General features: G+C 57.7%; 19 protein-coding genes. 9 read left to right on the top strand and 10 right to left on the bottom strand.

Annotated elements, in window-relative coordinates; translation table 11 throughout:
- The first annotated feature begins 3 nt into the window (after positions 1 to 3).
- A complete protein-coding gene (carB, locus tag ERE07_RS02905) occupies positions 4 to 3246 on the top strand; it encodes a carbamoyl-phosphate synthase large subunit (protein WP_130007298.1) in 3243 nt (1080 codons plus the stop codon).
- Between the two features lie 13 nt (positions 3247 to 3259).
- The gene (locus ERE07_RS02900; RefSeq protein WP_130007297.1) at positions 3260 to 4045 is read left to right on the top strand and encodes an SDR family oxidoreductase; all 786 of its coding nucleotides are present in this window, start codon (positions 3260 to 3262) and stop codon (positions 4043 to 4045) included.
- A gap of 57 nt (positions 4046 to 4102) precedes the next feature.
- On the opposite strand, the gene ERE07_RS02895 is transcribed toward ERE07_RS02900, so the two are convergent.
- The 8 genes from ERE07_RS02895 to ERE07_RS02860 form a co-directional block, all read right to left on the bottom strand.
- A complete protein-coding gene (locus ERE07_RS02895) occupies positions 4103 to 5617 on the bottom strand; it encodes a M81 family metallopeptidase (RefSeq protein ID WP_130007296.1) in 1515 nt (504 codons plus the stop codon).
- Positions 5614 to 6888: a Zn-dependent hydrolase gene (locus ERE07_RS02890; RefSeq protein ID WP_130007295.1), complete on the bottom strand. Its 1275-nt coding sequence runs from the start codon at positions 6886 to 6888 to the stop codon at positions 5614 to 5616. Before ERE07_RS02890 ends, ERE07_RS02895 begins: the two co-directional genes overlap by 4 nt.
- Before the next feature lie 24 nt (positions 6889 to 6912).
- Positions 6913 to 7617: an ABC transporter ATP-binding protein gene (locus ERE07_RS02885; RefSeq protein WP_130007294.1), complete on the bottom strand. Its 705-nt coding sequence runs from the start codon at positions 7615 to 7617 to the stop codon at positions 6913 to 6915.
- On the bottom strand, positions 7617 to 8381 hold the full coding sequence (locus tag ERE07_RS02880) for an ABC transporter ATP-binding protein (protein WP_130007293.1): 765 nt from the start codon (positions 8379 to 8381) through the stop codon (positions 7617 to 7619). Before ERE07_RS02880 ends, ERE07_RS02885 begins: the two co-directional genes overlap by 1 nt.
- A complete protein-coding gene (locus ERE07_RS02875) occupies positions 8378 to 9367 on the bottom strand; it encodes a branched-chain amino acid ABC transporter permease (RefSeq protein WP_130007292.1) in 990 nt (329 codons plus the stop codon). The genes ERE07_RS02880 and ERE07_RS02875 overlap by 4 nt, the downstream gene beginning before the upstream one ends.
- A complete protein-coding gene (locus tag ERE07_RS02870; protein ID WP_130007291.1) occupies positions 9364 to 10224 on the bottom strand; it encodes a branched-chain amino acid ABC transporter permease in 861 nt (286 codons plus the stop codon). The genes ERE07_RS02875 and ERE07_RS02870 overlap by 4 nt, the downstream gene beginning before the upstream one ends.
- 112 nt (positions 10225 to 10336) lie before the next feature.
- Entirely contained in the window at positions 10337 to 11539 is a 1203-nt protein-coding gene (locus tag ERE07_RS02865) for an ABC transporter substrate-binding protein (RefSeq protein ID WP_130007290.1), read from the bottom strand.
- A 303-nt stretch (positions 11540 to 11842) separates the two neighbouring features.
- Positions 11843 to 12484 carry a histidine phosphatase family protein gene (locus tag ERE07_RS02860; protein WP_130007289.1) on the bottom strand — a complete coding sequence of 214 codons (642 nt, stop codon included), beginning with the start codon at positions 12482 to 12484 and terminating at the stop codon, positions 11843 to 11845.
- Positions 12485 to 12729: 245 nt separating this feature from the next.
- Between ERE07_RS02860 and ERE07_RS02855 the strand changes: the two genes are divergently transcribed.
- Entirely contained in the window at positions 12730 to 14052 is a 1323-nt protein-coding gene (locus ERE07_RS02855; RefSeq protein WP_130007288.1) for a solute carrier family 23 protein, read from the top strand.
- Positions 14053 to 14318: 266 nt separating this feature from the next.
- A complete protein-coding gene (greA, locus tag ERE07_RS02850; protein WP_130007287.1) occupies positions 14319 to 14795 on the top strand; it encodes a transcription elongation factor GreA in 477 nt (158 codons plus the stop codon).
- Positions 14796 to 14959: 164 nt separating this feature from the next.
- Here the strand turns inward: greA and ERE07_RS02845 are convergent, their stop codons facing one another.
- On the bottom strand, positions 14960 to 15535 hold the full coding sequence (locus ERE07_RS02845) for a YhbY family RNA-binding protein (RefSeq protein ID WP_130007286.1): 576 nt from the start codon (positions 15533 to 15535) through the stop codon (positions 14960 to 14962).
- A 17-nt stretch (positions 15536 to 15552) separates the two neighbouring features.
- Between ERE07_RS02845 and ERE07_RS02840 the strand changes: the two genes are divergently transcribed.
- The 5 genes from ERE07_RS02840 to ERE07_RS02820 all read left to right on the top strand — a co-directional run bounded on the left by ERE07_RS02840 (position 15553) and on the right by ERE07_RS02820 (position 21271).
- The gene (locus ERE07_RS02840; RefSeq protein ID WP_130007285.1) at positions 15553 to 16188 is read left to right on the top strand and encodes an RlmE family RNA methyltransferase; all 636 of its coding nucleotides are present in this window, start codon (positions 15553 to 15555) and stop codon (positions 16186 to 16188) included.
- Between the two features lie 125 nt (positions 16189 to 16313).
- Complete coding sequence (gene ftsH / locus ERE07_RS02835; RefSeq protein WP_130007284.1) at positions 16314 to 18209, top strand: ATP-dependent zinc metalloprotease FtsH; 1896 nt, start codon at positions 16314 to 16316, stop codon at positions 18207 to 18209.
- A gap of 19 nt (positions 18210 to 18228) precedes the next feature.
- Entirely contained in the window at positions 18229 to 19068 is an 840-nt protein-coding gene (gene folP / locus ERE07_RS02830; RefSeq protein WP_130007283.1) for a dihydropteroate synthase, read from the top strand.
- Complete coding sequence (glmM, locus tag ERE07_RS02825) at positions 19065 to 20414, top strand: phosphoglucosamine mutase (protein ID WP_130007282.1); 1350 nt, start codon at positions 19065 to 19067, stop codon at positions 20412 to 20414. The genes folP and glmM overlap by 4 nt, the downstream gene beginning before the upstream one ends.
- A 65-nt stretch (positions 20415 to 20479) precedes the next feature.
- Entirely contained in the window at positions 20480 to 21271 is a 792-nt protein-coding gene (locus ERE07_RS02820) for a GNAT family N-acetyltransferase (RefSeq protein WP_130007281.1), read from the top strand.
- Here ERE07_RS02820 and ERE07_RS02815 read toward each other — a convergent pair.
- A complete protein-coding gene (locus tag ERE07_RS02815) occupies positions 21268 to 22758 on the bottom strand; it encodes a Ppx/GppA phosphatase family protein (RefSeq protein ID WP_130007280.1) in 1491 nt (496 codons plus the stop codon). The two genes, ERE07_RS02820 and ERE07_RS02815, sit on opposite strands and share 4 nt — an antisense overlap.
- Positions 22759 to 22928: the final 170 nt, after the last annotated feature.

The raw sequence follows: 22928 nt of genomic DNA, 5'->3' as shown, positions 1-22928 counted from the left end.
ACTATGCCCAAGCGTTCAGACATACAAAGCATTCTCATCATCGGTGCCGGCCCCATCATCATCGGGCAGGCATGCGAGTTCGACTATTCCGGTGCACAAGCCTGCAAGGCCCTCAAAGCCGATGGCTTTCGCACCATTCTGGTCAATAGCAATCCCGCCACCATCATGACCGACCCGGAAACCGCCGATGTCACCTACATCGAGCCCATTACCTGGGAAGCGGTCGAAAAAATCATCGAGCGCGAGAAGCCCGACGCACTGCTGCCCACCATGGGCGGGCAGACTGCGCTGAACTGCGCGCTGGACCTCGTGCATCATGGTGTACTGGCCAAGCACGGCGTCGAGCTTATCGGCGCCAATGAGCACGCCATCGAAAAAGCCGAAGACCGCCAGAAATTCAAGCAGGCCATGACCGCCATCGGGCTGGAGTCGGCAAAGTCAGGCGTGGCCCACAGCATGGACGAAGCCTGGGACGTGCAGCGCCGTATCGCCGAGCAGGTGGGTACGTCGGGCTTCCCTGTCGTGATCCGCCCCAGCTTCACCATGGGTGGTTCGGGCGGCGGTATCGCCTACAACAGCGAAGAATTCGAATCCATCTGTCGTCGTGGCCTCGAAGCCTCGCCCACCAAGGAACTTCTCATTGAAGAGTCCCTGCTGGGCTGGAAAGAATTCGAAATGGAAGTCGTGCGCGACAGCGCCGACAACTGCATTATCGTGTGTTCCATCGAAAACCTGGATCCCATGGGGGTGCACACGGGCGATTCCATCACGGTTGCCCCTGCGCAAACCCTGACAGACAAGGAATACCAGATCATGCGCAACGCATCCATTGCGGTGCTGCGCGAGATCGGCGTGGATACAGGCGGTTCCAACGTGCAGTTCGCGGTCAATCCTGAGAACGGCCGGATGATTGTCATCGAGATGAACCCGCGTGTGTCGCGTTCGTCGGCTTTGGCGTCCAAGGCGACAGGCTTTCCCATTGCCAAGGTCGCTGCGCGCCTGGCCGTTGGCTATACGCTGGACGAACTGCGCAACGAAATCACGGGCGGTGCAACGCCGGCTTCGTTCGAGCCTACCATCGATTACGTCGTCACCAAGGTGCCGCGCTTTGCGTTCGAAAAATTCCCGCAAGCCGATTCGCGTCTCACCACGCAGATGAAGTCGGTGGGCGAGGTCATGGCCATAGGCCGAACCTTCCAGGAGTCCTTCCAGAAAGCATTGCGCGGGCTCGAAGTCGGTGTGGATGGCCTTAATCAAAAAACCACCGATCGCGAAAAACTGCAGATCGAACTGGGTGAGCCCGGACCAGAGCGCATCTGGTATGTGGGTGATGCTTTCGCGCAGGGTTTCAGCCTCGAAGAAGTACACAGCCTGACCAGCATCGATCCCTGGTTCCTGGCGCAGATCAAGGACATCGTCGACATCGAGCTGGCGCTCGAACAAAAGACGCTGGCCGATCTGAATTTCGATACCGTGTGGCAACTCAAGCGTCGCGGCTTCTCTGACGGCCGCCTGGCTTTCCTGCTTGACACCACCGAAGCCGAAGTGCGCAAGCTGCGTCATCAACTGGGCGTGCGTCCGGTCTACAAGCGCGTGGATACGTGCGCGGCGGAGTTCGCCACGCACACAGCCTATATGTATTCCACCTACGAAGAAGAATGCGAAGCGGCGCCCACCGATCGCAAGAAGATCATCGTGCTGGGTGGTGGCCCGAACCGCATTGGCCAGGGTATTGAGTTCGATTATTGCTGCGTGCATGCGGCGCTGGCCATGCGGGCGGACGGCTATGAAACCATCATGGTCAACTGCAATCCCGAAACCGTCTCCACAGATTACGACACCTCGGATCGCCTGTATTTTGAACCGCTGACGCTCGAGGATGTGCTCGAAATCGTGCACAAAGAAAACCCCGTCGGCGTCATCGTCCAGTACGGCGGCCAGACACCGCTGAAACTGGCGCGCGCGCTTGAAGCCAACGGCGTGCCCATCATCGGCACCAGCCCTGATTCCATCGATGTGGCCGAAGACCGCGAGCGCTTCCAGAAGCTGCTCAACAAGCTGGGCTTGCGCCAGCCACCCAACCGCACAGCCCGCACCGAGGGCGAAGCCCTGTCGCTGGCTGGCGAGATCGGCTATCCGCTGGTCGTGCGCCCCAGTTATGTGCTGGGTGGCCGCGCCATGGAAATCGTGCATGAGCAAGCCGATCTGGAGCGCTATATGCGCGAAGCAGTCAAGGTCAGCAACGATTCGCCTGTACTGTTGGACCACTTCCTGAACAATGCCACCGAGGTCGACGTTGATTGCGTCTGCGACGGCGAAACCGTCTTTATTGGTGGTGTCATGGAGCACATCGAGCAGGCTGGCGTGCACTCGGGTGATTCTGCCTGCAGCTTGCCGCCTTACTCGTTGCCGCAGGAGATTGTGGCCGAGATCAAGCGTCAGACTGCCCTCATGGCACGTGCGCTGAACGTCAAGGGTCTCATGAACGTGCAGTTTGCCGTCCAGGATGGCGAAGTCTACGTGCTCGAAGTGAATCCGCGTGCGTCGCGTACGGTGCCTTACGTATCCAAGGCGACAGGGTTGCAACTGGCCAAGATTGCGGCCCGCGCCATGGCTGGCAAGACGCTGGCGGAGCAGGGCGTTCATCACGAAGTAGTGCCTGGCTACTACAGCGTCAAGGAAGCGGTCTTCCCCTTCGTCAAGTTCCCTGGCGTGGACACCATTCTTGGACCAGAGATGAAGTCCACTGGGGAAGTCATGGGCGTGGGCGAAAGCTTTGGCGAAGCCTTCGTCAAGTCGCAGATCGCTGCTGGCGCCTGGCTGCCTGAGTCAGGCACCGCCTTTATCAGCGTGCGCGGGCAAGATAAGCCGCGTGCGGTGGAGGTGGCGCGCGGCTTGAGCTCCCTGGGCTACAAGATCATCGCCACGCGCGGCACGGCAGCGGCCATTCAGGCTGCCGGCCTTGAGGTGCAGGTGGTCAACAAAGTGACAGAAGGGCGTCCGCATATCGTCGACATGATCAAGAACGGCGAAATATCGCTGGTCATCAATACGGTCGAAGAGCGCCGCAATGCGATTGCCGACTCGCGCACCATACGCACGAACTCCCTGCAAGGGCGGGTCACTTTCTTTACGACCATTGCTGGCGCAAGCGCGGCCGTCGAAGGGCTGCAGTACCTGCGTCATGGCGGCGGCCTGAAGGTATATTCGCTGCAAGACTTGCACGCATCGTTGCCCGTGCAATAAGCGCGGCGCGTCGATGCAACGCGTTTTCATTACCGGAGCGAGCAGCGGCATAGGCGCCGCGCTTGCTCTTTTTTATGCGCGCCAGGGGGCGCAGGTGGCGCTGGTGGGGCGTCGCGAAGACGCTTTGCGGGCGGTTATGCAAAGCCTGCCGCCGCTAGCGGGTCAGGCATCATCAGGCGCCGGACATCGTCTGTATGTGGCCGACGTGCGCGACAGGCAGGCTCTGCATCGCGCAGCGGCCGATTTTATTGAAAGCGGGTCGGTGGATATTGTGATTGCCAGTGCAGGCATCAGCGTGGGCACGCTGACCGAAGCGCTGGAAGATTTCGATGTGTTCAGTGCCGTGCTGGCCACCAATGTGAATGGCACTGTGGCTACCTTTGAACCTTTCATCGCTTCGATGAAACAGCGCGGGCAGGGCACGCTGGTGGGCATCGCCAGCGTTGCGGGCGTGCGAGGCCTGCCGGGCGCGGGTGCCTACAGCGCCTCCAAGGCGGCGGTGCGCTGCTATTGCGAAAGCCTGCGTGTCGAGCTGAAGGGCACTGGCGTCAAGGTGGTGACGATTGCTCCAGGCTTTATCCAGACGCCGATGACGGCGCGCAACCCCTACAAAATGCCATTTCTCATGCCCGTGGAGCGCTTTGCCGATCGTGCGGGCCTGGCGATCAGTCGAGGTGCCAGCTATACCGTCATCCCATGGCAAATGGGTATTGTGGCCAAGCTGCTGCGCCTTGTGCCCAATCGGCTTTATGATTTTTTTGCGGCGGGGCGTAAGCGTAAGCCGAGGCAGATGCCGTAAGGCCCTGGCAACCGGTGGCATCCACGGTGTGCTTGATGGACTATTTTCACGGGCCGCCTAACGCCTTGCGGTGTCTTTGTCCAGGGGGTATACAGGGCGATCCAGGTTCTGGAACGGAAACAGATCATAGTTTGAGCTGGTAGCCCCCACGCTGTCGCACTCCACATAACCTTTTGCGATCGGAAAGAACACTGGCCGACAGTACATTCTGGATTTCAGCAGGACATAGTCGAAGGAGGCCGGATCAAGTCCGACACACGTGAACACACCCAGATCCCACGGCTCATGTGTTCTTTCTGCGACCACAATGCTGACGCCATTAAAAGTCAATAGCGCGGTTCGGCCCATGCTGCATTTCATTCCGTGATATGTCGGGCCAGTGATTACGTATTCTCCAGGACTCAAGCGCATGACGGTGCCGGTTACTTCCATGGGCGTTTTGTGAACACCCATGCTTGCGAGTTCCTTCTTGTTTCCCAGCGGAAGCGTGATCGTGGCACCTTCGCCGGCTTCAAACATTTCGGCTACCGATTCAGGGTCACAGAGTGGACCGGCGACGATATTGGACAGCCCTTGGGCGAGTGCTTCCTGCAATACATCCATGGTGTCACACGTGCCGCCGGACATGCAGTTGTCACTGTGATCCAGCAGCAGTATTGGCCCATCTCGATCGCCACAGCTCGGATGTGCAATGCCCTTTTCTCGGGCCATTTCCTTGGCTTTGGCGATCGACGAATTCAGCGGTTCGCTGACATAAACAAAGCCTTCTCGATTGGACCAGATCTCATCGGCCAATGTATCTGCGGCAGCCTGTGCGGACTGTTGATTCCTGCCGACGACGATGACGCTCAAGCAGGGTGCTGGTATGTCTGCCAACGAAAAACCGGCCATGATGGTTGCAGCATGCACATCTCCGCTTTGCTCCAGCTGAATCGCCTGATTGATGGCGGTCTGCATCGAAGGAGATTGCGTGGCGCTTTTCAATGTGTGTGTCATCAATGGCAAAGGCCGCCACGCCAACGCAACAGTTGTGTCGCCGTTGAGCGTTTCACGCAGAATACGGCCCGCAAGCTCGCCTGCCTCATACATATCTATATGCGGGTAGGTCTTGAAGCCAACCATGATGTCCGCGTTGTCGATCATCTTTTGTGTGACATTGCCATGAAGATCGAGGGCGACAGCAATAGGCACGTGCGGACATTGCGCTTTGAGCCGCTCCAGCAAATCGCCCTCGCCGTCATTTGAATCTTCTACCACCATGGCGCCGTGCAGATCGAGCATGATGGCGTCGCAACCCACGGCCTTATCGAGTATATGCTGGGTCATGATGCGATAGGCCTGCGCATCGACCGGCCCGCTGGGATTGGCTGTTGCAGATAGCGGCGTGACAATTTCCGCACCCATTTGCTCAGCCAGATCGATAAAGGCGCCCATTGCCGTCTTTGCACCTTTGTTGGCTTGATAGGCGTTTTGATCGTAATCAGGTCCGTTTATGCCGAATGCTTCAATAGGCGTGGGAACCGGGGAAAACGTATTGGTCTCGTGATTCAGACGTGCGATCAGAATTTTCATGCCTGCTGCCCATTTCTTGCGTGACCGGCCTGTTCGAGCATCGCTCGCAGCAATACATTACAGCCCGCCTCAATATGTTCTGGCCGGGCATCCTCGATTTCGTTATGGCTAATGCCATCTTTGCAAGGAATGAAAATCATTGCAGTCGGTGTGACGCGGGCGAGGTATACCGCGTCGTGCCCCGCGCCGCTGACGATGTCCAGGGTTGGCAGGCCAAGCGCTTTGCCGGCTCCGCGAACCGAGTCTATCAAGTCGTTGTTGAACGGTTGCGGGGGAAAATAGACAACCTGCTTGATTTCCACGCCGACACGGCCTTCGTCCTGTAACTGCTCCCCAGCGGTTTTCAGCGAGCTATCCATGGTGGTCAGCACTTCATCATCAGCGGCTCTCAAATCTACGCTTAGTCTTACCGTGCCGGGAATGACATTGCGCGAATTGGGAAAACACGCTATCCACCCCACTGTTGCTCTTGCGTGAGGAGCATGATTGAGCGCGATCTCATTCACCCTGGAAATAAGCTGAGCGGCGGCGAGCAGGGCATCTTTGCGCAGCTCCATCGGCGTAGGGCCCGCATGCGCTTCCATTCCGCTGATCACGACGTCGTACCATCGTTGTCCCAACGCACCGGTCACTGCGCCGATGACGGTATCCTTGGCCTCGAGAATGGGCCCTTGCTCTATATGGGCTTCAAAATACGCCTTTATCGGAAAGCTTGAGGCCGGTGTCGTGCCTGCATAGCCAATCCGGCGCAGTTCATCCCCAACGGTTTTGCCATCAATGTCAGTCTGCGCAAGCGTTTCATCGAGTGGAAATGCATTGGCAAAAACCCCAGATCCCATCATCACGGGCACAAAACGCGAGCCTTCTTCATTCGTCCAGACAACGACTTCGATGGGGGCTTGTGTCTGAATTCCTTGATCGTTCAGGCTGCGTACGACCTCAAGACCGGCCAGTACGCCAAAGTTACCGTCAAATTTGCCGCCTGTAGGCTGAGTATCGATATGACTGCCAGTCAACACAGGTGGCAGCGAGTTGTCCAGGCCAGGTCGGCGTGCAAATATATTGCCGATTTCGTCTATCCGTACTTCGCATCCGGCCTCTTTGGCCCATTGAACGAAAAGATCGCGTCCTTGCTTGTCCAGGTCGGTTAATGCCAACCGGCAAACGCCGCCTTTTGGCGTGGCGCCAATCTTCGCCAGGGACATCAACGAGTCCCACAAGCGCTGAGCATTGATGCTTGCCGTGTTTTCCTTGTTAATTACCGCAGCCATGATTAGTCTCCCTCATCTTTGATTCTATTCAACAACGCCCACGCCAAGGTACTTGTCCTTTACATAGGAATCCGCCGTAAAGGCGGCATTGTCATTCTGGTAAACAATTCTTCCACTTTCCAGGATGTAATGCCTGTCGGCCAACTGTGTACATACTTCGAGGTTTTGCTCCACTAGCAGGATGGAAATACCGCTTTGCTTGATCAGTTTGAGCCGTTCTACGATTTCTTCCACAATGACTGGTGCGAGCCCTTCTACAGGCTCGTCCAGGATCAGCAGCTCGGGCGCGTTCATCAGCGCCCGACCAATCGCCAGCATTTGCTGTTCCCCGCCTGACAGCTGCGCCCCGCCATTGCGTCGACGTTCTTTCAGGCGCGGGAATATGTCGTAGATATCGGCCAATGACCACTGCGAAGAAGGATGCGCTGCCAGTTTCAGGTTTTCTTCGACGGTCAGTACACGAAATATCCCGCGATGTTCTGGAACGAAACACAGGTTCCGATTGGATATTCTGTGCGTACGCAAATGGGTAATATCATCGCCCTTGAACGTGATGCTGCCTTTCTGGGCCGGTACTATGCCCATAATACATTTGAGCGTGGTGGACTTGCCTGCCCCGTTTCGACCAAGCAGACAGACCAGCTCGCCGTCTCCGACGTTCATGCTCACATCCTGCAAAATATGGCTTTGCCCGTAATAGGCGTTCACGCCCTCGAGACTGAGCAGCATTAGCCACCTCCTGTAATCATATTACCCAGATAGGCTTGGCGCACGGCGGGATCCGCCTTTACCTCATTTGGCTGTCCTTCAGATAACACCTTGCCCAAATGCATAACAGTGATCGTGTCGGAGATGTCCATGACGATGTCCATGTTGTGTTCTATGAGCACGACAGTCAGTTCGTCACGCAGGCTGCGAACAATATTTTTCATGCCTCCAATATCGTTGATGCCCATCCCCGAGGTAGGTTCATCCAAAAAGATAATGGTCGGTCGCGCTGCAAGTGCCATTCCTACCTCTAACCGCCGCTGCTGTCCGTGTGACAATTGCGCACTGGTTCGGTCCAGAAGGTGATCCAGCTCCACGCGTCGCGCTACCGCGAGAATCACGTCTTCATGGGCGTCTTGCAGCAACGCTTTGGACCAGAAATGCAAGGCTTGCCCAGGCTGTACGCCCTGTGCAGCGATTCTCAGGTTCTCCCGCACTGTCAGGGTAGGGAACAAAGACGTTACCTGAAATGATCTGGCCATGCCTAGCTGCACACGCTGATAGTCCGCCAGCGCGCCAATCTCTCTTCCATCCAGCAGGACGGAGCCGGAGGTCAGAGGCACTGTGCCCGTCAGAGAGTGAAAAAGGGTTGTCTTGCCGGCGCCGTTCGGACCAATAACAGAGTGTATGGTGTTGGGTTGAACGCTCAGGCTTACATCCGATACCGCCCTGAACTTGCCGTAGCACTTGACGATATTTTTCGCATGAAGAATAGGCGGCTTCATAAGGGCTCCTTGCGTACCTGGGCGGAGCGTTTGCCAGACCGGAAAATCCTGCGGCCGATAATGCGGCAAGCGCCCCACAGACCGCCTTGCATATACAGGCTGATGCCCATTAACAGCAATCCAAACAGCAATAGCCACCGCGGCCACAGATCTGACAGCCAGTCAGAGACAATGACGTAGAATGCGGCACCCAGCACGGATGCGATGAGTTTGCCAGTGCCTCCCAGCACCGTCACAAGCAGAATGATTTCGCTCATGTGGTAGTTGATGCTGGTCAGTGGGGCAATATTGGTCATCATGGCGTAAAGCGCACCTGCCAGCGCCGTGACGGCGCCCGATAACATGAATACAACGAGCTTGAAGTGGATGATGTTGTAGCCCAGCGCTGTTGCCCTTGCAGCGTTATCCCTGATTGCCAGCAGTGTCCGGCCGAAAACAGACTCGACCACCCGTTGCAGCGCGCAATACACCAGTAGAAAAATAACAGCAACGAAGCTGTAGTACTGCCAGGCAGACTGGTTGGGAAACACGGTAAAACCGAACACCGTCAGGGGCAGTGTGGGAATATCGAGCAGGCCATTGTCTCCACCTGTCCATTGAGGCGTTGAATAGGCCAGAAAATAAAACATTTGAGTGAGCGCAAGCGTAAGCATCACGAAATAGACGCCTTTCTGCCGGATGGCGAGCCAGCCAACAATGCCGGCCACGAGCGCGCCGAGTACACTTGCCGCCGCCAGGACAACGGGCATGGGCAAGCCGGTACGCGTGAGCAGGATGCCAAGCGCATAACTGCCTACGCCGAAGAATATGCCTTGCCCAAACGAAAGCAGGCCAGCATAGCCGAGCAATAAATTGCACCCAAGTGCGGCGAGCGCGAAAATCAGAACCTCGGACGCCAGCGAGCCTGAATCCAGAATCAAAGGCAATATCAGCACAGCCCCCAGTGCTGCCAGAAAATATCCATGTCTTCTGAGAAAGGTGCTCATTGGCTTCTCCCCATCAACCCATCGGGCCGAAGCAACAGCACCAGCGCCATGGCAACGTAAATCATCAGACTGGCACCCTGCGGCCAAAGCGTGCTCATCACGCTTTGCACAATGCCAACGAGCAGACCCGCCAGCAGCGCTCCGCTGAAGCTCCCCATGCCGCCGACGACCACAACCACGAATGCCACGGCCAGCGCCTCAATCCCCATAAATGGCTCGACCCCGCGCAATGGCGCGGCAAGCACCCCGGCAAGTCCTGCGGTGGCGGCGCCGAGCGCAAACGTCAGGCCGAAGATTCTGTACACATTGATTCGCAGCAAGGTGACCATTTCGGCAGATTCGCTGCCTGCCCGGATGATGCTGCCCAGTCTCGTGCGCTCCAGCAATAGCCACAGCGCGAGCGCCAGGACCATGGAGAAAGCGATCAGAAAAAGCCGGTACTTGGGATAGATGAAGGCGCCCCACATGACAACGCCTTTGAGCGAATCGGGTGGCGCCACATTCACCCCGACGGGGCCCCAGTAAATAATGACCAGCTCCTGGATGGCCCAGGCAAGGCCCAGCGTGAACAGAATGTGAAATTCGTGGGGCAGGTCATACATACGGCGCAATAGCAGCCGTTCTATCAGCCAGGCGCAAAAGCCGACCACGATCGGCCCGATGAGGAGGGCCATCCAAAAGTTGATTCCAAGCTGGATCAACTGGTAACACGCATAGGCGCCAATCAGATAAAAAGCGCCATGAGCGAAGTTCACGAAACGCAGCAGGCCAAACACAATAGACAGGCCGACGGCAAGAAGGAAATAGATCATTCCTATTCCGATGCCGTTGATGACCTGCAATAGGTATAAATTCATATCGTCGGGAACCCTTCAGGGATTGGCGGCGGCGCATACCCGAACCAATCGCAAGCAATTCTGCAGGAATACAAACAGGTGCCGCAGGCCCGGGGGACGGGCCTGCATAGGGTCAGGAGAGTGCCTTACAACCAGCCGCTTCAGGCGTCAGGAAGGATTGCCCGCCTTGAATGATGTCCGCGTAATCATCGGCGTCCTTCATATCTGCCTTTGCTTTGCCTTTCAGCAAATAGTAGTTCTTGATAACCTGGTGGTCTTCCTTACGGATAGTTTCTTTGCCGGTGAGCCCGTCGTATTCCGTGCCCTCCATGGCGGCGATTACCTTGTCAGGGTCTATGGATTTGGCCTTGACGATGCCATCGGCAATCATTTTGGTGATGATGTAGGCGCCCGCGAGGCTATAGTTGGGATTGATGTTGTACTTCGCTTTTGTTTGTTCGACCAACTGATGATTGAGCGGGGAGTCGATGGTGTGCCAATACTGAACGCCGAAGTAAACATCTGCGCATAGATCTGCGCCCAGTGACTCAAACTGTTCAAGCCCGGACGCCCACGCCATCAAAATGATGGTATTGCTCTTCATGCCGAAACTGACTGCCTGGCGTAATGCTTCGGAGCTTTGCGAGCCAAAATTCAGCAACACCAGAACATCAGGCTTTGAGGCCATGGCATTTGTCAGATAGCCGCTGAACTCGCGCTCATCAAGCGAGTGGTAGCTGTTGCCGACGTGCTCGAGCCCATTCTCCTTCAGAATGTCTTTGGTGGCATTCAGCAAACCTTCGCCGAAAACATATTGAGGGGTGATGGTGTACCAGCGCTTGGCGTCGGGATGCAGTTTGATCAATGGGGCAATGGTTTCCCGCACCGCGCCATAAGTAGGGACTGACCACCGGAACATTGCCCGATTGCAATCAGAGCCTGTAATCTCGTCTGCCCCGGCGGTGGTAACCAGAATGCCACCCAGCTTATCCAGGCTTTTTCCCATGGCAAGCGCCTCGGAGGACAATATGCCGCCAACAAAGAAACGGGCCTTTTTTTGCTCAAACAGGTCCTGAACCTGGCGGATTGCAGTAGCCGGCTTGCCTTGCGTATCGATCACGCTATAAGCAAGGGGTTGATCCAGCAATTGCTTGGTTTCTTCTACAAATAGCCGAACGCCCATTTCGGCAAATTTACCGTTCGCGGCAAAAGGGCCAGACATCGGGTTGGGTACGCCAAACAGTATGGAATCCTGTGCCGCAAAGGCCGAACGTACAGGTAAGGTCATGGAGAGGGCAGAAAAGCCCCCCAGCTTGAGCAAATTTCTTCTATTCATAATGTCTCCGTGTCTCCGCATCTAGTTCTGGTGGGTTTTTATATCTCTATGGGTAAGCGGAACCCGTTGGTCGCCCATTTTTGGCCGATTACAAAAATGCTATCAGAAGCGCTCACGAAAAAACCGATACAGGTGGATTTAAATTTCCAACTGTACAGGTGTATGGTGGGGATACTGTACTGTATCAAGATGCTGAGAATGAGAGGGCCGCCCAAAAGATGAGAGAGGCCGCGGCGGCGCCATAGACAGTTTTGCGGCCAGCCGCTGCTGTGAAAGCAAATGGGTACCGAACGCATAAGGAGACTAAATCACATCATCCAGCGCCGTTTCATCCAGATGGGCGCACCGGCCCCAGTCCAGCAATGTCCAGCGCCCCTGGCCATCGATGCAGAACTGGTTGACACTGGTATTGAGGATGGGGCCGGGGCGGGGCACTTCCAGTCCGACACCGCTGGCTTTGCGCCAGGCCATATCAATGACTCCGCCATGTGAGAAGGCCAGTACGTTCTTGCCTGTATAACGCTGCGCTAGTTCTATGAATGCCTGTTCAATGCGCTGTTGAAACTGAGCCAGGGACTCGCCCTGGTCAATCTGCCAGTCTGCCGCATCAAAATCCACCTTGGCGCCCTTGTCGTTCTCGAGCTTTGCCCAATCTTCGCCTTCGTAAATACCGTAGTTGCGCTCGCGCAGCGAGGCAAAGGTTTCAATCGGCTTTCTGAAGTGTTCGGCTGCGATGCGCGCCGTGTCCGCCGCACGGCTCAAGTCGCTGCTGAGGATAATGTCGATGTCTGCGTCAAAATGCGGGGGCCGCAGTATGGATGCCAGCAGATGGGCCTGCCGCAGGCCAGTTTCATTGAGGGGGATGTCGCGCCAGCCTTGCAGCCGTCTGTCGGCATTCCATTGTGTTTCGCCATGGCGTATCAGCCAGAAGCAGGTTGTACTCATGAGACTCTGTTTTCCATTGAATTCATTGGGTTAACGCGAGTCTATTCTAGCAGCGAGCTTCGTCAGGTTAGGGAAGAGGCAGCATGCAGCCTGTACCACCGAAGCAACCGATCGGGTTATTTCGCCTTTATTTCTCCTTGCCGCCCGCCGCCCGACCGCCGTACACTCTCGCCTCAGGAAATTCCGCAATCCTCCGCATTACGGCAGTTCTCCCGCAGATCAATAACGATAAAGGTTGGTTTCCGATGTCCGATTCTTATTTTCCCCGATGGCGCCGCGTGCCGGCTGGCGCCAATGGCGTGGTTGTGCAGCCCGATGAGCGCATGGGCTGGCCCCAGAACATCGCCATGGGTGCGCAGCACGTGGTGGCCATGTTCGGGTCCACCATTCTGGCGCCGATTCTCATGGGCTTTGATCCCAACGTTGCCATTTTGATGTCGGGCATAGGCACGCTGATTTTCTTTTTCTTTGTGGGCGGCAGGGTGCCCAGCTATTTGGGTTCCAGCTTTGCCTTTATCGGTGGCGTGATTGCGGTGACCGGCTACGCGGGCCCGGGCATGAATGCCAACATCGGCGTCGCGCTCGGCGCCATCATTATCTGCGGGCTGGTCTATACGCTGATCGGTTTGGTGGTGTGGTGGATGGATGCGCGCTCGGGTGGGGCGGCCGTGCGCATCAATGCGCTGATGCCGCCAGTGGTAACGGGCGCGATCGTGGCCGTGATCGGGCTGAATCTGGCGCCTATTGCTGCCAAGGGCGCCATGGGCGGCACCACCTTCGAAGCGCTGATGGCACTCATGACGATACTGAGCGTCGGGGGCATTGCCGTGTATACGCGCGGCGCAGTCCAGCGCCTGCTGATCCTGGTGGGCTTGCTGCTGGCCTGCATCATTTACGGCGTGCTGACCAATGGGCTGGGCTTGGGTACGCCCATCGATTTCAGCGCCGTATCCCAGGCGCCTTGGCTCGGCCTGCCGCATTTTCACGCGCCTGTGTTTGAGTTGCATGCGATCAGCGTCATTGCGCCCGTTGCAATTATTCTCGTTGCGGAAAACCTGGGCCACATCAAGGCGGTGAGCGCCATGACCGGCCGAAATCTGGATATCTACCTTGGCCGGGCGTTTGTGGGCGATGGCGTGGCGACCATGGTCTCGGGGGCGGTGGGCGGCACAGGCGTCACAACGTATGCCGAAAACATTGGCGTGATGACGGTAACCCGTATTTATTCCACACTGGTTTTTGTCATCGCCGCATTCATAGCCATTTTGCTGGGCTTTTCGCCCAAGTTCGGCGCAGTCATCCAGGCGATTCCCGGCCCGGTGCTGGGCGGCATGTCGGTGGTGGTGTTCGGCCTGATTGCGGTGGCGGGTGCGCGAATCTGGGTCGTGAATCAGGTGGATTTCAGCGACAACCGCAATCTGATCGTCGCGGCGGTGACGCTGGTGCTGGGTGCGGGTAATTTCTCCATCCAGATGGGCGCATTCAAGCTTGATGGCATTGGCACCGCCACATTTGGGGCCATACTGCTTTACGCAGCACTTAGTTGTTTTGGCAAAAAAACGGTTTAATTTCAACTTATTGCAAGTGTCTACATGGTTAACCCGCGCCAGTTGGGCGGGGGGCTTGCAATTTTTGCCAAGTTTGCCGACAATGACTACATATCCCCGGTGCACATCCAGGCCGGGGTTTTATTTTGAGCTAAACCCGCTTTGCTAAAGCCATAAAAATCAGCAAGCTCTTTAGTTCGTATCTCAGGGCGGTTTCAGCCCTAGCTACTTGATTGTTCAGGCGCTCCTGCACTGGAGCGTCTTTTTACTTTTGATTCAGGAAAATTATGTCTGCGATACCGTTGACAGCTCGCGGCGCTGAGCGTCTGCAAGCCGAACTACACCGTCTGAAGACGGTCGAGCGACCCGAAATTATCAATGCGATCGCGGAGGCGCGCGCGCAGGGAGACCTCTCCGAAAACGCGGAGTACGACGCCGCGCGCGAGCGTCAGGCTTTTGTGGAAGGGCGCATTCGCGAACTCGAAGGCACGCTCTCCAATGCCCAGATCATAGATCCCAAGACGCTGGACGTTGATGGCAAGGCCGTGTTTGGCGCCACCGTTGAAATCGAAGATCTGGAGTCGGGTGAACGCGTCACGTATCAGATCGTGGGCGACGTAGAAGCCGATATCCGTTCCAATTTGATCTCGGTGTCGAGCCCGGTTGCGCGCGCCCTGATCGGAAAAGCGCAGGGTGATGTGGTCGAGGTCAAAGCGCCGGCCGGTATCCGCGAGTTCGAAGTGCTCAATATCAGCTATCAATAAAGGCTGGCGGCCAGTACCTGTGAGCTCCGCGCGTTGGCGCGGCCTCGGGTCGGAAGCCTCTGCAATGCAAGCCCTGGGTGCGCCCACCAAGATGTGGCGGCTTAGCCCCAGGGCCGTATTTTTTTGTGGCCTGGCGTCAGACAGGCTTTATACTAGCGAGTTGATCAGCGTTTTGTGGATCGCACGCCACGCCGGGCACCGGCACGCAGCGACATCGCGCTGCCCGTACGGCGCGGTATGCCATGTGCCGGGCGTTCTGCGGCTGCGCTGGTACGGCGCGCACGCGGGGCAGCGGCGTCGGGGGCGGGCGCCTTTTCGGCGATGCGGGCTGCCCGGCTGGCTTTTTCGGCCTTGCGGTTGCGGGTAATGCCCTGTGCGGCCTGTTTTTTTGGGGTATGCGGCTCTGAGGGCTTGCGTACCGCGCGAGTAGAGTATTCGGCTTGGGCGCGAGCGCGTTCGGCGGTTTCGTCCGGGCGGTACAGGATCAGCGTTTTGCCCAGATGGTTGACCAGTGCGCACGATAGCGCATCGCAGATGGTTTCCATCATGGCAATGCGGGCTTGGCGATCATCGCCGGCGATGCGCACCTTGATCAGCTGGTGCGCGTTCAGGTTGAGGTCTATTTCTTTTAGCACAGCGTCTGTCAGGCCTCGGTCGCCGATAAGGACCACCGGGCGCAGCGGATGTGCGGTAGCACGCAGGGAACTGCGTTGCTGGGATGTAATGTCGAGTTTAGGCATGGTGGAATTGTACGGGAATGGCCAAGAAAAAATTCTCAAAAGATTGGATTCAGCAACATATTAATGACCCCTACGTCAAAATGGCGCAACAGAAGGGGTATCGTGCCCGTGCAGCCTTCAAGCTGTCCGAAATACTGGATTCCGAAAAACTCATGAAACCGGGCGATGTGGTGGTGGATTTGGGCTCGGCGCCGGGCAGTTGGTCGCAAGTTGCGCGCGAACGCCTGGTTGGACCGGGCGGCGTGGTGCGTGGGCGCATTATTGCGCTGGATCTCCTGCCTATGGAACCTATCGCTGGCGTAGAGTTTCTGCAGGGCGATTTTCGCGAAGAAGACGTACTGCGTCAGCTAGAGGCGACGCTCGATGGCCAGAAAGTTGATCTTGTCATTTCGGACATGGCCCCCAATCTGTCAGGGGTGGAATCAGCGGATTCCGCTAGAATTCAGCATGTTTGTGATCTGGCGCTTGAATTTTCTTGCGAACACCTGAAACCTGAGGGCGCACTCATTGTCAAAGCATTTCACGGCAGTGGGTTTTCGCAGATCGTCGAGACATTTAAACGCCATTTCCAGCGGGTTGTCGAGCGCAAGCCCAAGGCGTCGCGCAACAAGTCGTCGGAAACATTCCTCGTTGCGCAGCGCCTAAAGTCCTAAAAGGCGCCGGGTTGTTACAAAACACGATTCCTTCTATCAGGTAGAATGATTTTATTGACATACTTGTTCAGCTGCCGTATCGCGCGGGGGTTAGGCAAGCCGGGATTACAAGTAGGAGATTGGCTTTGAACAACTCTTTTTCGAAGGTTGCGATCTGGATGGTGATCGCACTCGTTCTTTTTACTGTTTTCAAACAGTTTGACGGACGTGCCGCGACCTCAGACAGCGTTACCTATACACAGTTCATGAACGATGCGCAGGCGGGCCGCATCAACAAAGTGGACATCCAGGGCGATACTTTATACGTCACGCCTGATAGTGGTCGCCCCTATAGCCTGACATCGCCTGGCGATCTCTGGATGGTGCCGGAGCTGGTCAAGTCCGGCGTACAGGTATCGGGCAAGGCGCGCGAAGAGCCTTCCTTCCTGACCAGCCTGTTCATCTCCTGGTTCCCCATGCTGCTGTTGATCGGCGTGTGGATTTTCTTCATGCGGCAAATGCAGGGCGGCGGCAAGGGCGGGGCGTTCAGTTTCGGCAAGTCGCGCGCGCGCATGCTGGATGAGAACACCAACAGCATTACGTTTGCGGATGTGGCAGGTTGCGACGAAGCCAAAGAAGACGTCCAGGAGCTGGTCGACTTCCTGCGCGATCCCACCAAGTTTCAGCGTCTGGGCGGCCGCATTCCCCGCGGTGTCTTGATGGTGGGTTCCCCGGGTACCGGTAAAACCTTGCTGGCCAAAGCCATCGCCGGCGAAGCCAAGGTGCCGTTCTTCAGCATTTCGGGCTCCGACTTTGTCGAAATGTTCGTCGGCGTGGGCGCTGCCCGTGTGCGCGACATGTTCGAAAACGCCAAGAAGCAGGCGCCCTGCATAATCTTCATCGACGAAATCGACGCTGTGGGCCGCCAGCGTGGCGCAGGCCTGGGCGGCGGTAACGACGAGCGCGAGCAAACGCTCAACCAGTTGCTGGTCGAAATGGACGGCTTCGAAACCGGGCAGGGCGTGCTTGTCATCGCCGCCACCAACCGTCCCGATGTGCTCGATCCTGCGCTGCTGCGTCCGGGGCGCTTCGACCGTCAGGTGGTTGTTTCGCTGCCAGATATTCGTGGCCGGGAGCAGATTCTCAAGGTGCATATGCGCAAGGTGCCGCTGGCGACCAACGTCGATCCCTTGGTGCTGGCTCGCGGCACGCCAGGCTTTTCAGGTGCCGATCTGGCCAACCTGGTGAACGAGGCGGCGCTGTTTGCCGCGCGTCGCAGCGGTCGCACCGTGGACATGAGCGACTTCGAAAAGGCCAAGGACAAGATCATCATGGGTGCGGAGCGCCGCTCCATCGTCATGCCCGAAGAAGAGCGTCGCAACACGGCTTACCACGAGTCTGGCCACGCCTTGGTCGCACGCATGCTGCCCAAGACAGATCCGGTACACAAGGTCACCATCATCCCGCGCGGCCGTGCGCTGGGCGTCACGATGCAGCTGCCTGAAGGCGACCGCTACAGCATGGACAAAGAGCGCTTGCTCAACACCATTGCGGTATTGTTCGGCGGCCGTATCGCCGAAGAAGTCTTCATGAACCAGATGACCACGGGGGCCTCGAACGACTTTGAGCGCGCCACGGCCATTGCCCGCGATATCGTCACCCGTTACGGCATGACAGACTCACTCGGCCCTGTGGTGTATGCCGAGAACGAGGGAGAAGTATTCCTGGGCCGCAGCGTCACCAAGACAACGCACGTTTCCGAAGCCACCATGCAAAAGGTGGATCACGAAATCCGCAGCATTATTGATGAGCAGTACACGGTTGCGCGTAACATCATCGAGCAGAATCGCGACAAGATGCACGCCATGGCCAATGCGCTGCTCGAGTGGGAAACCATCGATGCGGATCAAATCCAGGACATCATGGAGGGTCGTCCTCCGCGAGCTCCCCAACCGCCTTCCTCGGGCAACGATACAACAGACAAAACCCCTCCAGCAGGGTTGACGTCTGCGGGCGGCGACGCGGCGGCGACACCCGTCTAAAAAAGCCAATCTGCACCGAATGAGCAACACCGTGCTTTGTGGGCGCTTCGAGCTTGACCTCGGGCGCCCTTTGCTTATGGGGATCGTGAACGTCACTCCCGATTCCTTTTCCGACGGCAACGCCCATGCCGACCCCGACTCTGCCGTCCGCCATGCCCGCGATCTGCTTTCGCAAGGTGCGGACATACTTGATATTGGCGGTGAATCTACCCGCCCCGGTGCCGATCCCGTATCCATCCACGACGAACTTGCGCGCATACTGCCCGTGATCGAGGCCATGCGCGATTGCGGTGTGCCGCTGTCCGTGGATACCTTCAAGCCCGAGGTCATGCGGGCTGCGCTGGATGCCGGCGCCGACATGATTAACGATGTCTACGGTTTTCGCCAACCCGGCGCCCTGGATGCCGTGGCTGCCTCGCGTTGTGGGCTGTGCGTGATGCACATGCAGGGTGAGCCCAAGACCATGCAGCAGGCGCCGCAGTACGGCGACGTGGTGGGCGAGGTGCGGGCGTTTTTGCTTGCGCGCGCGCAGGCTTTGATGGCGTCGGGTGTGGATCGCCATCGTATCGTGCTCGACCCGGGCTTTGGGTTCGGCAAAACCGTTGAACAGAATTACTTGCTGTTGCGCCGGTTGGGCGAGATCGATGTCGAGGGATTCCCCTGGCTGATCGGCCTATCGCGCAAATCCATGATTGGTCACATAGTGGGGCGCGAGCCGCCCGGACGCGTGGCCGGAAGCATTGCCGCGGCGCTTGCAGGCCTTGCGCGCGGCGCAAACATACTTCGCGTTCATGACGTTGCCGCTACTGTCGATGCGGTCAAGGTCTGGCGCACTATCGAATCCGGAGATTCCAGATGACACAGCGTAAATATTTTGGCACCGACGGGGTGCGCGGCGAAGTGGGTGGGGCAACCATCAACGCGGAGTTTGCCCTCAAGCTTGGTTACGCGGCGGGCCGCGTTTTCGCCAAAAATCACCAGAGCGGTCGCGGTCGCCCCGCATTGGTCATCGGCAAGGATACGCGTATCTCCGGTTATATGCTTGAGTCGGCCCTGGAGGCCGGCCTGTCCGCCGCCGGGGTGGATGTCTTGTTGGCTGGTGTGGTGCCTACGCCGGCTGTCGCCTATCTTACGCGTGCGTTGCGTCTGGCGGCCGGTATCGTGATCAGTGCTTCGCACAATCCCTTTCAGGATAACGGTATCAAGTTTTTCTCCGCGCAGGGCATGAAGTTGCCCGATGACATAGAGGCCGACATCGAGAAAGCCATCGACGGGCCGCTCGATTGCGTGGGTTCGGCGGCATTGGGCCGGGCGCGGCGGCTGGAAGATTCCACTGGCCGCTACATCGAGTTCTGCAAGAGCACCTTCCCCAATGAGCTGGACCTTTCCGGGCTGTCCATTGTGGTGGATGGCGCGAATGGCGCGGCCTATCACATTGTGCCGCACGTATTCCGTGAGCTCGGCGCCGAGGTGCATGCCATTGGCTGCCAGCCTGATGGCTTCAATATCAATGATGGCGTGGGCGCCATGCACCCCGAACACCTGGCCGAGGAAGTCAAGGCGCGCGGGGCGGATCTCGGCATTGCGCTGGACGGTGATGCCGATCGGCTGCAAATGGTTGACGACAAGGGGCGTATCTACAACGGAGATGAGTTGCTGTATGTGATCGTGCGCGACCGCATGACGCAGCAGCCGGTTGAAGGCGTGGTGGGTACCCTGATGACCAATTTTGGTTTTGAGAGGCAAATGAAGGCGCTGGGGGTGGGATTCGAGCGCGCCAAAGTGGGCGACCGCTATGTGCTCGAAGGGCTGCAGAGCCGTGGCTGGCTTTATGGCGGCGAGAGTTCCGGCCATCTGCTGTGCATGGATCGCCACACCACCGGAGACGGCATCATCGCCGCCCTGCAGGTGCTGACGGCCATGGCGCGCAGCGGCAAGCGTCTGGATGAACTGCTCGAGGGGCTCAAAATGTATCCCCAGAAAATGGTCAATGTGCCGCTATTGCCGGGGATAGACTGGGAGCATCACGCAGGTTTGCAGGAAGCCCGCCGCAAGGTAGAGCAGCAGTTGGGCGATCGTGGCAGGGTGTTGATACGCGCCTCGGGCACCGAACCCAAGTTGCGGCTTATGGTCGAGGCCGAAGATCGGGCGCTGGCCGAAGATGGGGTACAACAGCTGGTTGCCGTCGATTTAGCAAAGACATAACAAAAGCGACAAATACCTGCAATATAGGGTGTGCACACTGAGGCTCTCATCATGGAGCTTCCAGTATGCTAGAACTTGCTCGTATTTCGTCCAGTACGCCGCGCAGCGCGGCATGGCCCAGCCCCGCTCCGGCGGGCTTGTCGATGGGGCTGGCCCGTAGCCCCGAAGAGCTGGAAGCCATACAGCGCTTGCGCTTTCAGATCTTTACCGAAGAAATGAACGCCGTCTTTCCCGATGCCGTCGATGGGTTGGATGCGGATCGCTATGATCCATGGTGCGAGCATTTCATGGTCAAAGACCTTGCCAGCGATCGGATCGTAGGCACGTACCGCCTGCTCACACCCGCCAATGCCGTCAAAGCGGGCAATTATTACTCTGAATCAGAATTCGATCTGTCCGGTCTGGAGGATATTCGCCAGAACCTGGTCGAGGTCGGGCGATCCTGCATTCATCCTGATTTCCGTACAGGTGCGGTCATTATGCTGCTGTGGTCGGGAATCGCCTGTGTGATGCGAGAAGCGGGGTATCGCTACGCGCTCGGTTGCGCCAGCGTCAGCCTGCGCGACGATGGCGCCACGGCAGCTGAGGTCTGGCGGCGCGCCATGCAAAGCCTGGCGGCGCAGCCTGCGTTGCAGCGCGTGACGCCCCACCATCCCTATCCTGTGGAACGAGCAGGCCAGGCGCTGCCCGCGCGGATGCCGCCACTGATCAAGGGTTATCTCAAGCTGGGCGCTGATATCTGCGGAAAACCAGCCTGGGATCCGGATTTCAATACGGCGGATTTTCCGGTATTGCTCGATATTGAGCGCATGGACGACCGGTACCGCCGGCATTTTGGCATGCAAAGGCCGGTTTAAACCGGCAGCAGTTCGAACCTGAAGCCGATCTTGCCCCACTCTTTTTCCTCGGCATGCAGGGAATATTCAGTCAGGGGCCTGCTGGCGAGCCAGGCTTTGTCCACCTGTACGCGCAGGTGCCTGCCTTTGATCATCAGCCTGACAGGCACGGCCTCCTGGGTTTCACGGCGCCGTGACAGCAGCACAGCCAGGCGCAGGCAGAGCAGTGTCAGCCATTTTGCGCGCGTGGGATCAAGATTGCGCAGTTTCGCCAGCTTGCCTTGGTGTCCCAGCGCCAGGTGGGCCAGCAAGGTCTGATCATCGTTGGAAAACCCCGGCATGTCGGCATGTTCGAGCATGTACGCGCTATGTTTGTGGTAGTCGGCGTGTGTGATACTGATGCCGATCTCATGCAGGTCTGCGGCCCAGGCAAGCGAGCGTTCGAGATCCTGGTTGTCGGGGGTGTCTTCCAGCTTGAGCTGCTTGAAGAAGCTGAGCGCCAGGGCCTTGACGCGTTCGGACTGGCGGGTATCCACATGGTAGCGCTTGATGAATTGGCGCACGGTTTCGTGACGCTTGTCGTGACGGGAATCGCGCCCCAGCAGATCATAGAGCACGCCGACGCGCAGTGCGCCTTCTCCTGGCGCCATGCACTTGATCTTGAGTTCCTGAAATGCCGCCAGCATGATCGCCAGGCCGCCCGCCAGTACAAGCGAACGGTCTGGTTTCAGGCCGGGCAGCTCACTCATGATGACTTTGCCGTCGTGGATCAGTTTGGCTTTGAGCAGCTCAAGCCCTTCGAGCGTGATGCCTTTGCGCGACATTCCGCCTTCCTGCAAGACAGCGATCAAGCCTTTTGCCGTGCCGGATGAGCCGTAGGCCTCCTGCCAGCCGGTGTGGCGGTAGAGCCGCGAAATACGCTCCAGCTCGCGACGGGCTGCCAGTTGCGCCTGCTCCATGCGGTTAGCGGTAATGCACCCGTCTGGAAAGAACTCGCGGGTAAAGCTGACACAGCCCATATACAGAGAAGACAGATGCAGCGGCTGGAAACCCTTGCCGATTATGACTTCGGTGGAGCCGCCGCCGATATCGATCATCAAACGGCGGTTCTCCGAGGGGGGCAGTTCGTTGCTGATGCCCGAGAAAATCAGGCGGGCCTCTTCCTGGCCGGAGATGATCTCGATGGGAAAGCCCAGCGCATCCTGACAGGCTTGCACGACATCGGCAGCGTTGCGGGCGATGCGAAAAGTATTGGTGGCGACGGCGCGCACCCGATTCGGATGAAAGCCCGCCAGCAGTTCGCCAAAGCGCTTTAGCACCGTGACGGCGCGCTCTATGGCAGCGTCATCGAGATTTTTGCGGTCATCCAGCCCGGCGGCCAGCCGGACTGACTCCTTGAGCCTGTCTACGGCGTAGATTTGCGCGGCGCCGTCCTGTTGTACGACTCGTCCTATCGATAACCTGAAACTGTTTGAACCCAGGTCGATGGCGGCAAGTAGTTGGTCCATCCGGTATGGCCTTGAATAAATACCCGGTGATTATAGTTTCAGTTTTGGTCACAATTTGGTGACAGGGGTGGCGCAAGTGACCGTCTGTGGCGAAAAGGTGTGCATTTATATAGTATGAGGTGAAAAACAATCATTCTTGCGCGCTGTCATTTAACTGTCACAAGTTTGCA

This window comes from Allopusillimonas ginsengisoli, assembly GCF_004153455.1.
Classification (GTDB): Bacteria; Pseudomonadota; Gammaproteobacteria; order Burkholderiales; family Burkholderiaceae_B; genus Allopusillimonas; species Allopusillimonas ginsengisoli.
This window is presented reverse-complemented; position numbering and strand designations above follow the sequence as displayed.

Excerpts from the sequence above, each read along its gene's own strand:
- ERE07_RS02845 (WP_130007286.1), bottom strand. The coding sequence starts at position 15,535 with ATGCCTAAACTCGACATTACATCCCAGCAACGCAGTTCCCTGCGTGCT.
- glmM (WP_130007282.1), top strand. The coding sequence starts at position 19,065 with ATGACACAGCGTAAATATTTTGGCACCGACGGGGTGCGCGGCGAAGTG.
- ERE07_RS02875 (WP_130007292.1), bottom strand. The coding sequence starts at position 9,367 with ATGAGCACCTTTCTCAGAAGACATGGATATTTTCTGGCAGCACTGGGG.
- ERE07_RS02865 (WP_130007290.1), bottom strand. The coding sequence starts at position 11,539 with ATGAATAGAAGAAATTTGCTCAAGCTGGGGGGCTTTTCTGCCCTCTCC.
- ERE07_RS02885 (WP_130007294.1), bottom strand. The coding sequence starts at position 7,617 with ATGCTGCTCAGTCTCGAGGGCGTGAACGCCTATTACGGGCAAAGCCAT.
- ERE07_RS02890 (WP_130007295.1), bottom strand. The coding sequence starts at position 6,888 with ATGGCTGCGGTAATTAACAAGGAAAACACGGCAAGCATCAATGCTCAG.
- ERE07_RS02860 (WP_130007289.1), bottom strand. The coding sequence starts at position 12,484 with ATGAGTACAACCTGCTTCTGGCTGATACGCCATGGCGAAACACAATGG.
- ERE07_RS02855 (WP_130007288.1), top strand. The coding sequence starts at position 12,730 with ATGTCCGATTCTTATTTTCCCCGATGGCGCCGCGTGCCGGCTGGCGCC.
- ERE07_RS02840 (WP_130007285.1), top strand. The coding sequence starts at position 15,553 with ATGGCCAAGAAAAAATTCTCAAAAGATTGGATTCAGCAACATATTAAT.
- greA (WP_130007287.1), top strand. The coding sequence starts at position 14,319 with ATGTCTGCGATACCGTTGACAGCTCGCGGCGCTGAGCGTCTGCAAGCC.
- ERE07_RS02820 (WP_130007281.1), top strand. The coding sequence starts at position 20,480 with ATGCTAGAACTTGCTCGTATTTCGTCCAGTACGCCGCGCAGCGCGGCA.
- folP (WP_130007283.1), top strand. The coding sequence starts at position 18,229 with ATGAGCAACACCGTGCTTTGTGGGCGCTTCGAGCTTGACCTCGGGCGC.
- carB (WP_130007298.1), top strand. The coding sequence starts at position 4 with ATGCCCAAGCGTTCAGACATACAAAGCATTCTCATCATCGGTGCCGGC.
- ERE07_RS02870 (WP_130007291.1), bottom strand. The coding sequence starts at position 10,224 with ATGAATTTATACCTATTGCAGGTCATCAACGGCATCGGAATAGGAATG.
- ERE07_RS02880 (WP_130007293.1), bottom strand. The coding sequence starts at position 8,381 with ATGAAGCCGCCTATTCTTCATGCGAAAAATATCGTCAAGTGCTACGGC.
- ERE07_RS02895 (WP_130007296.1), bottom strand. The coding sequence starts at position 5,617 with ATGAAAATTCTGATCGCACGTCTGAATCACGAGACCAATACGTTTTCC.
- ERE07_RS02900 (WP_130007297.1), top strand. The coding sequence starts at position 3,260 with ATGCAACGCGTTTTCATTACCGGAGCGAGCAGCGGCATAGGCGCCGCG.
- ERE07_RS02815 (WP_130007280.1), bottom strand. The coding sequence starts at position 22,758 with ATGGACCAACTACTTGCCGCCATCGACCTGGGTTCAAACAGTTTCAGG.